The sequence below is a fragment of the Methylotuvimicrobium sp. genome, assembly GCF_050611805.1.
Lineage (GTDB): Bacteria > Pseudomonadota > Gammaproteobacteria > Methylococcales > Methylomonadaceae > Methylotuvimicrobium.
In genome coordinates this window covers 36412-50088 of the sequence record NZ_JBNGHF010000018.1, presented here as the reverse complement: position 1 = coordinate 50088, position 13677 = coordinate 36412, and the positions used below count along the sequence as shown (strand labels likewise).

The 13677-nt window shown below is 45.5% G+C and carries 13 protein-coding genes; 10 read left to right on the top strand and 3 right to left on the bottom strand.

Annotation, left to right across the window (positions count from 1 at the left end):
- Nucleotides 1–155: 155 nt before the first annotated feature.
- Both mobB and moeA read left to right on the top strand, forming a co-directional pair.
- Nucleotides 156–686 (top strand): molybdopterin-guanine dinucleotide biosynthesis protein B, encoded by a 531-nt coding sequence (mobB, locus tag ACRJJO_RS10885; RefSeq protein ID WP_431065772.1) that lies wholly within the window; start codon nucleotides 156–158, stop codon nucleotides 684–686.
- Nucleotides 679–1926, top strand: a complete 1248-nt coding sequence (gene moeA, locus ACRJJO_RS10880; RefSeq protein WP_431065771.1) for a molybdopterin molybdotransferase MoeA — start codon at nucleotides 679–681, stop codon at nucleotides 1924–1926. The genes mobB and moeA overlap by 8 nt, the downstream gene beginning before the upstream one ends.
- 69 nt (nucleotides 1927–1995) lie before the next feature.
- Here the strand turns inward: moeA and ACRJJO_RS10875 are convergent, their stop codons facing one another.
- Nucleotides 1996–2349 carry a rhodanese-like domain-containing protein gene (locus ACRJJO_RS10875; protein WP_431065770.1) on the bottom strand — a complete coding sequence of 118 codons (354 nt, stop codon included), beginning with the start codon at nucleotides 2347–2349 and terminating at the stop codon, nucleotides 1996–1998.
- A 449-nt stretch (nucleotides 2350–2798) separates the two neighbouring features.
- Between ACRJJO_RS10875 and ACRJJO_RS10870 the strand changes: the two genes are divergently transcribed.
- Entirely contained in the window at nucleotides 2799–2963 is a 165-nt protein-coding gene (locus ACRJJO_RS10870) for a hypothetical protein (protein WP_017839339.1), read from the top strand.
- Between the two features lie 262 nt (nucleotides 2964–3225).
- On the opposite strand, the gene ACRJJO_RS10865 is transcribed toward ACRJJO_RS10870, so the two are convergent.
- Together ACRJJO_RS10865 and ACRJJO_RS10860 are read right to left on the bottom strand one after the other, a co-directional pair.
- Nucleotides 3226–3543 carry an H-NS family nucleoid-associated regulatory protein gene (locus tag ACRJJO_RS10865; protein ID WP_431065769.1) on the bottom strand — a complete coding sequence of 106 codons (318 nt, stop codon included), beginning with the start codon at nucleotides 3541–3543 and terminating at the stop codon, nucleotides 3226–3228.
- 520 nt (nucleotides 3544–4063) lie between these two features.
- The gene (locus ACRJJO_RS10860; protein WP_431065768.1) at nucleotides 4064–4753 is read right to left on the bottom strand and encodes a DUF2914 domain-containing protein; all 690 of its coding nucleotides are present in this window, start codon (nucleotides 4751–4753) and stop codon (nucleotides 4064–4066) included.
- Between the two features lie 153 nt (nucleotides 4754–4906).
- Between ACRJJO_RS10860 and ACRJJO_RS10855 the strand changes: the two genes are divergently transcribed.
- From ACRJJO_RS10855 to ACRJJO_RS10825, 7 genes are all read left to right on the top strand, one after another.
- Entirely contained in the window at nucleotides 4907–7732 is a 2826-nt protein-coding gene (locus tag ACRJJO_RS10855) for a 2-oxoglutarate dehydrogenase E1 component (protein ID WP_431065767.1), read from the top strand.
- A gap of 1 nt (nucleotide 7733) precedes the next feature.
- Nucleotides 7734–8981, top strand: a complete 1248-nt coding sequence (odhB, locus tag ACRJJO_RS10850; RefSeq protein ID WP_431065766.1) for a 2-oxoglutarate dehydrogenase complex dihydrolipoyllysine-residue succinyltransferase — start codon at nucleotides 7734–7736, stop codon at nucleotides 8979–8981.
- Nucleotides 8982–8994: 13 nt separating this feature from the next.
- Nucleotides 8995–10431 carry a dihydrolipoyl dehydrogenase gene (gene lpdA, locus ACRJJO_RS10845; protein ID WP_431065765.1) on the top strand — a complete coding sequence of 479 codons (1437 nt, stop codon included), beginning with the start codon at nucleotides 8995–8997 and terminating at the stop codon, nucleotides 10429–10431.
- 160 nt (nucleotides 10432–10591) lie between these two features.
- A complete protein-coding gene (locus tag ACRJJO_RS10840) occupies nucleotides 10592–10981 on the top strand; it encodes a hypothetical protein (protein ID WP_431065764.1) in 390 nt (129 codons plus the stop codon).
- Nucleotides 10982–11175: 194 nt separating this feature from the next.
- On the top strand, nucleotides 11176–12540 hold the full coding sequence (locus ACRJJO_RS10835; protein WP_431065763.1) for an NAD-dependent succinate-semialdehyde dehydrogenase: 1365 nt from the start codon (nucleotides 11176–11178) through the stop codon (nucleotides 12538–12540).
- Between the two features lie 458 nt (nucleotides 12541–12998).
- Entirely contained in the window at nucleotides 12999–13193 is a 195-nt protein-coding gene (locus ACRJJO_RS10830; protein WP_341326357.1) for a type II toxin-antitoxin system VapB family antitoxin, read from the top strand.
- On the top strand, nucleotides 13193–13573 hold the full coding sequence (locus ACRJJO_RS10825; protein ID WP_431065809.1) for a PIN domain-containing protein: 381 nt from the start codon (nucleotides 13193–13195) through the stop codon (nucleotides 13571–13573). The genes ACRJJO_RS10830 and ACRJJO_RS10825 overlap by 1 nt, the downstream gene beginning before the upstream one ends.
- Nucleotides 13574–13677: the final 104 nt, after the last annotated feature.

Genomic DNA, 13677 nt, shown 5'->3' with positions numbered 1-13677 from the left:
AGTCAGAGCTTACAGGGATGTATTCACGCGTCCTTAGAAATCAATGCCTGACACCAACCTACCGAATACGCTGAATAGCTACAAATAATTGCATATTAAACCTTAAGACCCTATCTTAGTTCCGAATTTTTCCAGATTACAGTAATTAGTCGACCATGCTACACACTCATATTCCTATCCTCGGTTTCGCTGCATTCAGCGGAACAGGTAAGACTACCTTATTGACACAATTGATACCCATTCTCAAAAATCATAAGCTACGAATCGGTTTAATCAAACACAGCCATCATAATTTCGAGATCGACCAACCGGGCAAGGACAGTTATCGACTGCGCAAGGCGGGGGCCCTAACCGTGCTATTGGCATCAAAACACCGGCGCGCAATCATTACTGAAATCGAACCGGCACAAGAACCTAAGCTAGCCGACCAGCTACAAGTTATTGATCAAAGCAACCTGGATCTCATTTTAGTCGAAGGCTTCAAGGCTGAATTATTTCCAAAAATCGAAATCCATAGACCGGCGCTAAACAAACCGCTAATCTACCCGAACGACCCTAATATTATCGCCGTTGCATCGGATAGCCCGCTCGAATTACCAAAACATTTACTCGGTTTCGACTTAAACAATCCGAACATGATAGCCGACTACATTTTAAACCAATTCTTGGAGCGCAAGCATGATTGATGCCTGCATTCAAACAGAAAACCGCCTGCTGACTCTTGAGGAGACGCTGACTCGAATCGAATCGTCAATAGAACCGATAATCGACGCTGAGAAGGTTAATTTACACGATGCGTTAGGCAGAGTTTTGGCGGAATCGGTCATTTCTCCTATCGATCTGCCTTATCACAATAATGCTTCAATGGATGGATATGCGCTAGCCAGCTCCGATATCAATCCCAACCATCCGTTCAGCTTAAACCTAATCGGTACTTCATGGGCCGGTCGTCCCTATGACGGAAGTATTTTACCCGGGCAATGCGTCAGAATTTTTACCGGCGGAGTTGTACCGGAAGCACTCGATACCGTCGTCATGCAAGAGCATGTGCAAAGAATCGGCGAAATCGTGCATTTTCCGGCCAAGCTTCAAGCCTTGCAACACGTCAGAATTGCCGGAGAGGATATCGCAAAAAATGCTCTCCTGATAACCGCACCGAAACGACTGTCCGCTATCGACCTTGGTTTGCTGGCTTCTGCCGGCATTTATCAAGTCAACATAAAACGCAAAATTAAAATCGCCTTCCTATCGACCGGTGATGAATTGACGCCGCTTGGCCAACCCTTGGCTCCTGGAAATATATACGACAGTAATCGCTATATGCTGAGTGCATTACTAAAAGAAGAAGCCTTCTCAACTACTGATTTGGGCGCTGTGCCGGACGATAAGGACCGGCTCGAAAACCTATTGACTGCGGCTGCCGAGACTCATGATGCGATCATAACCACCGGCGGCGCTTCAGTTGGCGAAGCTGACTTTATCCAAGAAATACTGGACACAATCGGACAGGTAGAACTTTGGAAAATAGCGGTTAAACCCGGAAAACCGCTTGCGTTTGGTTCGATCGGCAATTGCCGACTTTTCGGATTACCGGGAAATCCGGTCTCGGTAGTTTTAGCTTTTCAGCGTATTGTCATACCGGGGCTCCGGTTCATGGCTGGATTATCACCGGAAAAACCACTGCAATTAACTGCCATTTGTCAGGAATCGATTAAAAAATCGCCCGGTCGACTTGAGTTTATAAGGGGGGTTTTATCGCAATCCGATAACGGCGAGCATCAAGTCCGGTCGGCGGGAAAACAAGGATCACATATACTATCAAGCATGAGTTACGCAAATTGCTTCATTGTACTTCCCGGCGATTGCCAAGGCATAAAAAAAGGCGATAGAGTGGTCGTCGAGCCTTTATCAACTTGGATCGATTAACCTAAAAGCGGCATTTTAACCATGAAGTACATGAAGTATTTCAGAAAACTGTAAGCATTGCCTTAAATATCAATATCTCGGTACCGAGGCGTCGCATTCACAAGACCATGCATCGATTCCGCCTTGTAGGTTCAGCAATTTTCGAAACGAATGGTGCTCTAAAAAAGATGCCGCCTGCTGACTACGTATGCCATGATGACATATCACAACAATATCCTGCTCTGCATCCAGCTCATCCAACCGTTCGGGAATTTGATGTAGCGGAATCAGCACGCTGCCTGCAATCCGGGCATAAGCAAATTCATAGGGCTCCCTTACATCAAGCAAAAAAGGCGGGGTATCGCTTTGCAGCTTAACATTTAAGTCGGTGGGTGAAATTTGTTGTACCGGCATATTTATCTTGTATTTTTCAACTTTATTCAAAAAACGATCGCCATTGTAAGCCTTTTATACTTCTCATCAAATTTCTGATTAATGCAACGAAGCACTGAGCGCGGCTTAAACGCCAACTAAGGGCACCGCGAAGGATTGACGAATATATACAGCGCCAGGAAAGCAAGCGTAGCTTTACATTCATGTAACCTGAATACCGACAAAACGAAAAATGCCGAAAATACACTAAGCACTGAGTGGTACTTATGACTGGGTACGATGACCTTAGACGTCACTCTCCTGCACCGAAATTTTACTAGCAAAGTGCAAAAACACCCAATTGCGATAACTATAATCGCCCTGTATGAAAAGTTCATTAAACATTAGTACTGCTTTGGTAAACAATCCGTCTATTTTTAATGGTATTGTTTACATCAACCCTGTTCAGTATAGTTAAACCGTAATTTAAACCTTTAACTAGATAAACGAGGATTCATCTAATGAGCGATTTTCAAAAAGACATTTTAACTGGCGCAGTATTTGTCACTGGCGTGCTTGGCTTTGTTTCCGGAGAATTCATACTCTCTTCTACTTTATTCGCCACGGCAGCTATTGCTGGAAACATTAACGCAACCCACAAACGTAATAAAAGCGAACGTCTGTGATACATATGACTAATAGATGCAAAACCGACAATTCAACATTTAATTTTCGAGCTTCCAAGGCTAGCTTCTTGGAAGCTCTTTCTCATTAAGCTATTACGTTATCATTCCCGGCAACAAATAGATATTTTCTATTTCTGGACCCTACACATCCACAAAATCCCCCTACCGGCTTAGCAATTATTAATAATCCTAATTAGCGGCCACCTCATAAAAAGCGCTAAAAACTTAACACAAGGCTTTATAGGATTACGTTATAAATAACTTAATCAATTTCGAATTCCGAACGGTCATGACCTTGTTCAACTAAAGTCTGAAGCCATTTAGGCATAACTCCTCGTCCAGTCCATGTTTTGCTAGAGTCGTTTGGATGCCGATATTTAACAGGTACCTTAATGCCTTTTCTAGCGGATTTTTTTTGATCATCAATAAACTCAACCGCCACATTGATCGAGGCGGCAAGTTCTTTTATCTGATTCATAACTTCTTTACGTTTATCTGCTTGCTTAGCTTTAAGTGCTTTTTCAGCATTTAAAATAACTGCCTGCAATTCATCTTCTGAAAGATTCTGAAAATCGGTCATACGTAAATTCTCACTTAATGTAAAAGTTTCAATTAATTTTATTAGGACCCAAAGCAACTCAATTAAAAAATAACAAATGCTTAAGTCGCCGGTTTAATAAAAATCACATGAGACAAATAATCATGTTTTTTTTAATAGGTTTTCCAGTGATCAAAGATTAATAGACCCAAAAAGAGATTTTTCTTTATTCAAGGAATGATAGCTATTAATTGTAACTAAAAAAACATTAAATGAGCAACAACTCAAAGCATTAACAAAAAAGAGAGATTATGCTTGATGAGTTTTAAATCAAACTTGGTCTGTTGATCAGATAATCTCGCCTTATTCCAAAAACTGCATTCTTAATTAGGAATATGCACAAGATAACTTCCCGAGACAGTAAGCTTTGTAGAGGCAAGGTAATCTCGCTTAACATAATCCCTGCGCCGACCCTGTCAATCGAGCCACCTCCTCATAAGCGCAAAATCAGTATCTCTTATGCATTTTCGGCTTTATTCGTCAGACAAGAAAAGGGTATAGCTTAGTCAGTTATGACCTCGAATTTAATTTCGTTATAAATTAATCCATTCTTATCTATTAACTGAACCATCCAATGCCCTGCATCCGTATAGGTCAATACTCTATTAGTCGAGACTCTCCAACGATTGCCTTTCGGATTGATTGGTATTTTCCCAACAAGTACGCCATCTTTAATCCACTGATGAAAAAAAGATTCGCCTTTCAAATCTTTGAGCTCAGTAAAATAATAAAGATGAATTGGCTTTTTTTCTCCGAGACTGAAGGGTGGAATCAACTCTTTTACCGGTTCTTTATTAACGATGGCATTAGTTAATAAGCCCCGGGTAATCTTATAATGATTGATTGTCTTAAATCGCCGGTCAATTGGAGCTTCTTTTGCCAACTCAGGAATAACCTCTTTAATCCGATGATTTTTTTCGGAAATCGGTTGATCTTTTGTTTCAATAAGAGAGGATTCTTTCACCATTACTTCAGACGAAGTCTGTTCAGTTTTTTTGTCGACTTTATCTTCTAATCCATTACTTAGATAAAAATAAGGAATCACTATAAATGCAATAGCAATAATCACAGCCAATACGATTCGCCTGACATTCCAAATAACAATTTCGGAAGACGCCGAGTTTCTCGGCATATTGCTTTGTTCGCTTCCGGAACGATTAATTTTGATTACAATTTTTTTTGCATTTGCCATAAACTTTTCCCGGTCTTCGTAAGTCAGAACCTTGCGCCGCCACAATCAGTCATGTAGGCTGATTTTTTATAACAACGGCACTTTACTACTTGGTAATATAGCATTTTCCCCCTAAGATATCGGCATCAGCTTCAGATTAAACGGAAATCATCCATGAGCGACCTCCTCAAGTTATTTCAAGAATCTTCCGCGCTTTATGGCGGAAACGCCGTATTTATCGAAGACTTATATGAAAAATATCTGCAAAACCCCGACTCGGTCGACCCGAGTTGGAGACACACATTTAAGAAGCTGCATAACGGCATGGCACAGGAGATCATTCATAGTCCTATTGTTGACAGATTCGCCAGCCTAGCCCAGCAATCTCAAGGCCGTCTAGCTAAGCTGCAAGGCTTTACCGAAGAAAGCGTAAAAAAACAATCTGCGGTCGCGCGGCTTATCAATCATTACCGGGTTAGAGGCCATCAAATTGCCAACAATAATCCACTGAATAAATCGATCCCTTCCGTTCCGGACCTTGAGCCTGCATATTACGGACTGACCGAACTCGATATGGATACGCTATTCGATACCGGCACCTTATATGGAGAAGACAGACTTCCGCTCAGAGAAATTCTCGGTAGATTGAAAGAAATTTATTGCGGAAGCATCGGCAGCGAATACATGCATATCGTGGATACCGATGTCAAACGTTGGATCAAAAACCGGCTTGAAGGCACCCGCGCCAAGCCAAACTTAACATCCGAAGAAAAACTCTCCATCCACAAGCAGTTGACCGCGGCGGAAGGCATCGAAAAATATTTGCATCGTACATTTGTAGGGCAAAAAAGATTTTCTCTGGAAGGCAGCGAGTCTCTAATCCCTTTTTTAGATAATATCGTACAGCGTGGCGGCGATAAGCAAATCAAAGAGGTCGTCATCGGCATGGCTCATCGCGGCCGATTAAATGTCCTGGTCAACATCCTGGGAAAAAACCCGAGCGTCTTGTTCGACGAATTCAAAGGAATGCACACCTCAACGCCCGGCATGAATTCCGGCGACGTTAAATATCACATGGGCTTTTCCTCAGATATCGCCACTCCCGGCGGGCCCATTCATGTCACGTTGGCATTCAATCCATCGCATTTGGAAATCATCAACCCAGTCGTCGAAGGCTCGGTTAAAGCACGCCAAGATCGTTACGGTCCCAATAGCTTCAATACCATCCTACCTATTTTAATCCACGGCGATGCTGCTTTTTCCGGACAAGGTGTTGTCATGGAAACCTTAAATATGGCGGGAACCCGTGCCTATTCCACCGGCGGAACTATTCATGTCGTCATCAACAATCAGGTTGGATTCACCACCAGCAACCCCCTAGATGCCCGTTCGACTTATTACTGCACCGATATTGCCAGTATGGCGCAAATCCCAGTCTTCCATGTCAATGGTGACGACCCGGAAGCCGTGTCGTTCGTCGCTCAGCTTGCCTTAGACTTCCGTATGACTTTCAACCGGGACGTTGTCATCGATCTAATATGCTATCGGCGACTAGGTCACAATGAGGCGGATGAACCGGCAACGACCCAGCCATTGATGTATCAAAAAATTCGCAAACATCCGACCACACGCCAAATCTATACCCAAAAACTTATATCCGAAGCATTGATCACACAGGAAGAGGATCAAAATATCGAAAACGACTACGTTTCGATGCTGGAAGCCGGGATGGTAGTCTCCAGGCCGGTTCTCAGTAACAAGGTGTATTCCTACTCGGCGCTATGGGAAAAATACCATCACGCTAAGTGGACGGCTTCTTGTAAAACCTCGGTATCGCTCGATGTACTCCGGTTCTGTAATAAAAGGTCACAGTGCCTGCCGACCGGTTTCGAATTACACCCCAGGGTTGCCAAAATCATGGACAGCCGAAATAAAATGGCCGCCGGCGCTCAACCGCTGGACTGGGGATTTGCCGAAAACATGGCTTATGCAACCTTGCTGCTGGAAAAACGCAATGTCCGCTTGACCGGGCAAGATGTGGGGCGCGGTACTTTTTTTCACAGACATGCCGTTTTACATAACCAGATTGACGGCAAAACCTACCTGCCGATCAATCACCTGGATTCCGAACAAGGCCGAGCTTACATTTACGACTCGTTACTTTCCGAAGCAGGCGTATTGGGTTTTGAATACGGCTACAGTACTACCGCCCCTGAAACTCTGGTAATTTGGGAAGCACAGTTCGGCGATTTCGCCAATGGAGCCCAAGTGGTTATCGATCAATTTATTAGTTCCGGCGAAACCAAATGGGGGCGTTTGAGCGGTCTCGTGATGCTACTGCCGCACGGTTACGAAGGACAAGGCCCCGAGCATTCCTCCGCCCGACTGGAGCGCTATCTTCAGCTTTGTGCCGAACAAAACATCCAGGTTTGCGCACCGACGACTCCGGCACAAATCTTTCATCTACTTCGCCGGCAATTACTCCGCCCTTATCGTAAACCGTTAATCGTCATGACTCCAAAAAGCTTATTGCGTCATAAGCTCGCCGTGTCAACACTGGAATGCCTCACTAAAGGGCGGTTTCAAACGGTTATCAGCGAAATAGACCCGATTAAACCGGATAAAGTAACCCGTCTAATATTATGTTCAGGCAAAGTGTATTATGATCTTTTGGAAGCCAGACGGGAGCACGAACTCGACCATGTTGCCATTGTCAGGATAGAACAGCTGTATCCGTTTCCAAATAATCGGTTTAAACAAGAAATCGATCGTTTCCCGAATTTGGAACACTTGATTTGGTGTCAAGAAGAGCCCAAAAATCAAGGTGCTTGGTATCAAATACGACACCATTTCGTCGATACGTTGGCAACCGAAATCAATCTGCAATATGCCGGACGCCCGGCATCCGCAGCGCCCGCCGTAGGCAATTTCAAGAAGCATCTTGAACAACAGCAACAAGTTGTTAACACCGCTTTATTTGGAAAACACACAGGAAAATAACATGAGCATTGAAGTCCTCGTTCCTAATCTGCCTGAATCCGTTTCCGATGCCACACTCATTAACTGGCAAAAAAAACCCGGAGATAGAGTCACAAAAAACGAAAATCTAGTCGATCTCGAAACCGATAAAGTCGTGCTCGAAGTGCCTGCGCCCGAATCAGGCGTTTTAACGAAAATCCTGAAAAACGACGGCGACATTGTTGTCGGCAGCGAAATACTGGCTATCATCGACCCGCAAGCGGCCGCGACTGAAGAAACCGCCGCTACGCCAGCAAGCGATGCCGACAATGAACCGCAACAGACCGCCGAAAAAGAACCGGAGGCCGCATCGGCCAACATTCCTTTGAGCCCCGCAGTCCGAAGGCTCGTTGTTGAAAAAAATCTCGACCCCTCGGCCATTAGCGGCTCGGGAAAACATGGTCGTATTACCAAAAACGATATTCTCGAATATTTGCAGGACGAACCGGTTCTCGAAACCTCGTCCCGTACAAAAACACCGCCGGAATCCGTGCAAACGGATTCGAAACCGGCCACGATTCCGGCTGCATTGAGACCCGAACAACGAGTCCCAATGACTCGACTTAGAGCAAAGATTGCCGAACGCTTGCTGCAAGCGCAACAAAACGCCGCGATGCTGACGACTTTCAACGAAGTCGACATGCATCATGTGATTGATTTACGAAACCAATATAAAAACCGCTTCGAGCAAACGCACAGTATCAAATTGGGCTTCATGTCTTTTTTCGTCAAAGCATCGATCGAAGCCTTGAAAAAATTCCCGACTATCAATGCCTCGATTGACGGTAACGACATTATCTATCACGGCTACTACGATATCGGCATTGCCGTCAGTACGCCGCGCGGCTTGATTGTTCCGGTACTGCGCGATGCCGATCAATTAGACTTTGCCGGCATCGAAAAAAATATCGCCGATTTCGGCAAAAAAGCCAAAGAAGGCAACATTAGTTTTGAAGACCTGACCGGCGGAACGTTTACGATAACCAATGGCGGCATTTTCGGCTCGATGCTATCGACTCCGATTTTAAATCCGCCGCAATGCGCGATCTTAGGCATGCATGCAATCAAGGATCGACCCGTCGTTGAAAATGGACAAATAGTCGTCAGACCGATCATGTATCTTGCTTTATCTTACGATCATCGCTTGGTCGACGGCCGCGAGGCGGTTCAATTTTTGGTCACCATCAAAGAGTGCCTGGAATCTCCAGCGCACTTATTGCTAAACATATAAACGGTTCACTGTCATGTCAAAACCCGAATCAACTTATGATGTTATTGTCGTCGGTGCCGGCCCTGCCGGCTATGTCGCCGCGATCCGCGCCGCCCAATTAGGATTGAAAACAGCCTGTGTTGATCATTGGACCAATATTAATGGCGATCCAAGTCTGGGCGGGACTTATATCAACGCCGGTTGCGTTTCCTCGATGGCGCTGCTCGAGTCGGCCAAAATCTACGATTTAATGCGGCATGGGCTTGCCGATCATGGCATATCGGTCGAGAACATTAAACTGGACTTGCCGAAGATGATAGACCGCAAAAATGAAAAGATAGCGCGATTAAGCCGGCAGATCCTCAATGTTTTCGCCGAAAAAAAAATTAACTATTATCATGGGCAAGGAAAGCTGCTCAACGCCGACCAAGTCAGCGTGACACCCGCCGACGGTGGCAAACCAATCAAACTCAATGCCCCCAATATAATACTAGCGACCGGCTCCACCTCCATCGATCTACCGTGCGCACCGATCGACAACGAGTTTATCGTCGATACAACTTATGCGCTGAACATGACCAGCATCCCCAAACGACTCGGAATCATCGGGTCAGGCGTCATTGGCTTAGAGCTTGCTGGAATATGGAATCGCTTGGGTTCCGAAGTAATTTTGTTAGAAGCGCAAGAATCTTTTTTACCGATCGTCGATCACCAAATTGCTGCGGAAGCCTATAAAATCTATTCCAATCAAGGACTGGACTTGCGTCTGGGAGCTCGCGTCACCTCGGCTAAAAAAAATAATAACAAAGTCGTCGTCGACTATCAAAACCCGGAAGGCAGCCATACTTTACGACTCGACAAACTGATCGTGGCTACGGGTAGAAAGCCTAATTCGGAAAATATCGCAGCCCCCGAAGCCGAACTGCTTTTGGATGAAAACGGATATATCCATGTCGACGAAAACTGCTGCACGACGGTTCCCGGCGTTTATGCGATCGGCGATTTGACCTTACTCGGGCCGATGTTGGCGCATAAGGGCCTAGAGGAAGGCGTATTCGTCGCCGAGCACATCGCCAACCAACACAATCCGATCAACTATAACATCATGCCGAGCGTCATCTACACCGATCCTGAAATCGCCTGGGTCGGACAAACCGAACAAGCGCTGCAAGCCATTGGACAAAAATATCGGACCGGTACATTCACATTGAAATCCAATGGCCGCGCCGAATCGATCGACAAAACCGAAGGTTTGGTCAAAATCATCACACATGCGGAAACCGATTTGATTCTAGGCATCCACATCATCGGAGCCAATGCTTCGGAATTAATTGCCGAAGCGGTTCTAGCGATGGAATTCTCGGCGAGCGGCGAAGACCTAGCCAGAACTATACATGCCCACCCGACCATCTCGGAAGTCTTACATGAGGCGGCACTAGCAATAGAAAACAGGTCCTTGCATCTTCCTTGATATGGACTTTTAGCAAAATAATCTAAAAACCGAGAACAAACAGGTAGGTCGCGCTTCTTTAGCTAATCTTTACCAACCCATACCCGCGAAACAGAAGCCGGCCGGATAGCTTCGGCTTCAAAATTCAATTTAACTTAACATAAAACTAAAGAGCAATAACATGGAAATATTACTTATCGGAGCCGTGTTGATGATTTTCGCGGTATTGGCCTCGGCATGGCTCATGACCTTTGCCAAATGGTTTCCTATCGAAGGCATAGACGGCGGATTTCTAAAAGATTATAAAACGATGGTCAGAGCCCATGTCGATTTTGTACTGATGGCACTGTTTTGTTTGGCTTTTTATGCGGTAAAAATTCCGCTGCCGGTAGCAGCTTGCTGGCTCGTCGTCATCGGCGGCATGACCAACCCCGGCGTTTTCGTTATAGCGGCCTTCGATCCTAATTTTTGGGATAAAACCATTTGGAAAGCCTATACGATTGTCAGTTTTGCGATAACAACGATCGGTTTCGTATGGATCGGACTAACTCTTTTGAATTTCGCCTTGTAATGTTTCGGTTTCCCTCGACTCTTAAACTTTGAAAGTATTGGCGAATACATCATGAAGACAATGAAGAAAAGGCTATAAAATCGACGATCGAATTCTTCGTGTCGCGTTACTCTTCATGGTTATTTCGTAATATTGAATCCAAGTCCATTTAATAATGCAGCATAGCAAACTTTTATTGACTCAGGGAGCAGCCAATGGCCTTTCATGCAATCAACCCGGTTGACGGTAGCACTATACTGACCTTGGACAACTGGGGGGCGTCCCGGTTGTCCAAGGCAATGGATGTTGCCGAACTGGCAGTCGGGACGTGGGCCGACACGCCGATCAAAAAACGTTGTGAGCTGATGTATAAGGCAGCGGAGGTCTTGCGGGCACGTCAGGAAGAGTTAGCCACGATCATCACCCAGGAAATGGGTAAGCTGATCAAGGAATCGCGCGGTGAGATCAAGAAGTGTGCTTGGGTATGTGAGTACTATGCCGAACACGGGCAGGGTTTCCTCGAAGAGGAATATATCGAAACCGACGCCGCCAAGAGTCTGGTCACTTATCAGCCGTTGGGGATCATACTAGCGGTGATGCCATGGAACTTCCCATTCTGGCAGGTCTTTCGCTTTGCGGCTCCGGCACTGGTGGCGGGTAATACCGGGTTGCTGAAACACGCCTCGAATGTGCCGCAGTGTGCGCAGGCAATTGAATCTGTGTTTAAGGAGGCCGGCATTCCCGAGGGGGTCTTCACGACACTGATGATCGGATCAGTTCAGGTACGTGGTGTGATCGATGATCCACGAGTCAAGGCTGTGACCTTGACCGGCAGTAAGCCGGCCGGAAAATCGGTGGCGGAGGCAGCCGGTGCGAATATTAAAAAATCCGTTCTGGAACTGGGCGGGTCGGATGCCTTTATCGTGCTGGACGACGCCGACCTGGAACTGGCGGTAAAGCAGGGTGTGACCTCGCGTTATATGAATGGTGGCCAGAGTTGTATCGCGGCCAAGCGGTTTATCGTGGTGGATGCGATTGCCGATGCCTTTCTGGAAAAATTCAAAGCCGCTGTGGAAGATCTGCGTACGGGTGATCCAATGAGTGTAGATACCACCCTGGCACCGATGGCCCGCCATGACCTGCGCGATGAATTACATAAGCAGGTAATTGAAAGTATCGAGGCGGGCGCGAAGGTTGTCACCGGTTGTGCGCCGGAAGCCGGCAGTGGTGCTTATTACCAAGCCTCCATTATTGATCATGTTAAACCCGGTATGCGTGCCTGGCACGAAGAACTGTTCGGCCCGGTCGCAATCGTGATTCGCGCCAAGAATGAAGATGATGCAGTGTCTATTGCCAACAGCAGCGACTTCGGCCTAGGCGGCAGTGTCTGGACGCAAAGCAACGCGCGCGGTGAACGCGTGGCGCGACAGCTACAATGCGGTGCGGCGTTTGTGAACGGCTTGGTAAAAAGCGATCCGCGGATGCCGTTTGGTGGTATCAAACGTTCCGGTTATGGGCGTGAATTATCGCATCATGGTATTCGCGAGTTTGTGAATGCCAAGACGATCTGGATTAAATGATTGCTACTGTCATTTCGAGGAGCCTTGGAAAGGCGACGCAAAACGGTACCAGGACTTGCAATCAAGCATCTATACTCAAACTAACAGGCAGTTACCCCCAAACCTTAAGCCGGTCGGCGCTTTGCTAAACCTTACAGCAACTCCTATGTGGATGGTTACTTGCTTTATGTGCCGAGGGTTCGCATACGACCCAAACCGGTCTCTTAATTTAGATGTTTGACTGTCGCTTGAGTTGGTAATTGCGGTCATTCAAAACGTGGCTTTGGAATTATCCCGATCGGTTTATCATGAATGAAATATAGGTTATACCGTTTAGAACATCTAGCGTTGAAGCAGCATTCTTGACAATAAAGCAGAAAAAGCCGTATGTTAGCACGGTCGGGACAATAATTTGTTAGCCTCTTGAAGTGATATGCATGAACAACTAAAATGATATGCATAAAACTAAGGAGGCTACGATGAGAACAACCCTGGATTTACCCGAAAACCTGCTCGATGAGGCTATGAAGGTCTCCCATACTGATACTAAAACAGCCGTAATAGTAAAAGCCCTAGAAGAATTGGTAAGAAAATCAAAGATTTCAGGGATCAAGAAGTATCGCGGCAAGATTGATCTTGATATCGACCTAAATGAATTAAGAGATCGTCATTGATGGAGGTGTTGGTTGATACTTCAATATGGATTGATTACTTCAGGTGTGGGGATAACTCTAAAGACCTAGATTATCTAATAGATGAAAATCTGTTAGTTACCAACGATATTATTCTGGCTGAATTGATTCCTTATCTGAAAATAAAGAAGCAAAATAAAGTCATTACTCTTCTTCATGAGATAAATAAAGTTCCACTTTCTATTCATTGGGAAGAGATTATTGAATATCAAGTGAAGTGCTTAAAAGGTGGAGCTAACGGGGTCGGCATTCCTGATTTAATCATTGCACAAAATGCAAAACAAAATAGCTGCAATGTTTACTCACTTGATAAGCACTTCCGGCTGCTTAATCGGGTGTTGAAAGTTAAGCTTTATGGATAGCAAGGCTAACAAGGCAAATTCACACGGACAAATTTCCGCAACGCTCGTTTGTGCGTAAATCGCACAAGCCTCACGTTGCTACAATTTGCCGGTGATTTTCGGCG

Bases quoted from the DNA above. Each gene is read 5' to 3' on its own strand.
- mobB (WP_431065772.1), top strand. From the start codon at position 156: ATGCTACACACTCATATTCCTATCCTCGGTTTCGCTGCATTCAGCGGA.
- moeA (WP_431065771.1), top strand. From the start codon at position 679: ATGATTGATGCCTGCATTCAAACAGAAAACCGCCTGCTGACTCTTGAG.
- ACRJJO_RS10870 (WP_017839339.1), top strand. From the start codon at position 2,799: ATGAGCGATTTTCAAAAAGACATTTTAACTGGCGCAGTATTTGTCACT.
- ACRJJO_RS10865 (WP_431065769.1), bottom strand. From the start codon at position 3,543: ATGACCGATTTTCAGAATCTTTCAGAAGATGAATTGCAGGCAGTTATT.
- ACRJJO_RS10860 (WP_431065768.1), bottom strand. From the start codon at position 4,753: ATGGCAAATGCAAAAAAAATTGTAATCAAAATTAATCGTTCCGGAAGC.
- ACRJJO_RS10855 (WP_431065767.1), top strand. From the start codon at position 4,907: ATGAGCGACCTCCTCAAGTTATTTCAAGAATCTTCCGCGCTTTATGGC.
- odhB (WP_431065766.1), top strand. From the start codon at position 7,734: ATGAGCATTGAAGTCCTCGTTCCTAATCTGCCTGAATCCGTTTCCGAT.
- lpdA (WP_431065765.1), top strand. From the start codon at position 8,995: ATGTCAAAACCCGAATCAACTTATGATGTTATTGTCGTCGGTGCCGGC.
- ACRJJO_RS10840 (WP_431065764.1), top strand. From the start codon at position 10,592: ATGGAAATATTACTTATCGGAGCCGTGTTGATGATTTTCGCGGTATTG.
- ACRJJO_RS10835 (WP_431065763.1), top strand. From the start codon at position 11,176: ATGGCCTTTCATGCAATCAACCCGGTTGACGGTAGCACTATACTGACC.
- ACRJJO_RS10830 (WP_341326357.1), top strand. From the start codon at position 12,999: ATGAGAACAACCCTGGATTTACCCGAAAACCTGCTCGATGAGGCTATG.
- ACRJJO_RS10825 (WP_431065809.1), top strand. From the start codon at position 13,193: ATGGAGGTGTTGGTTGATACTTCAATATGGATTGATTACTTCAGGTGT.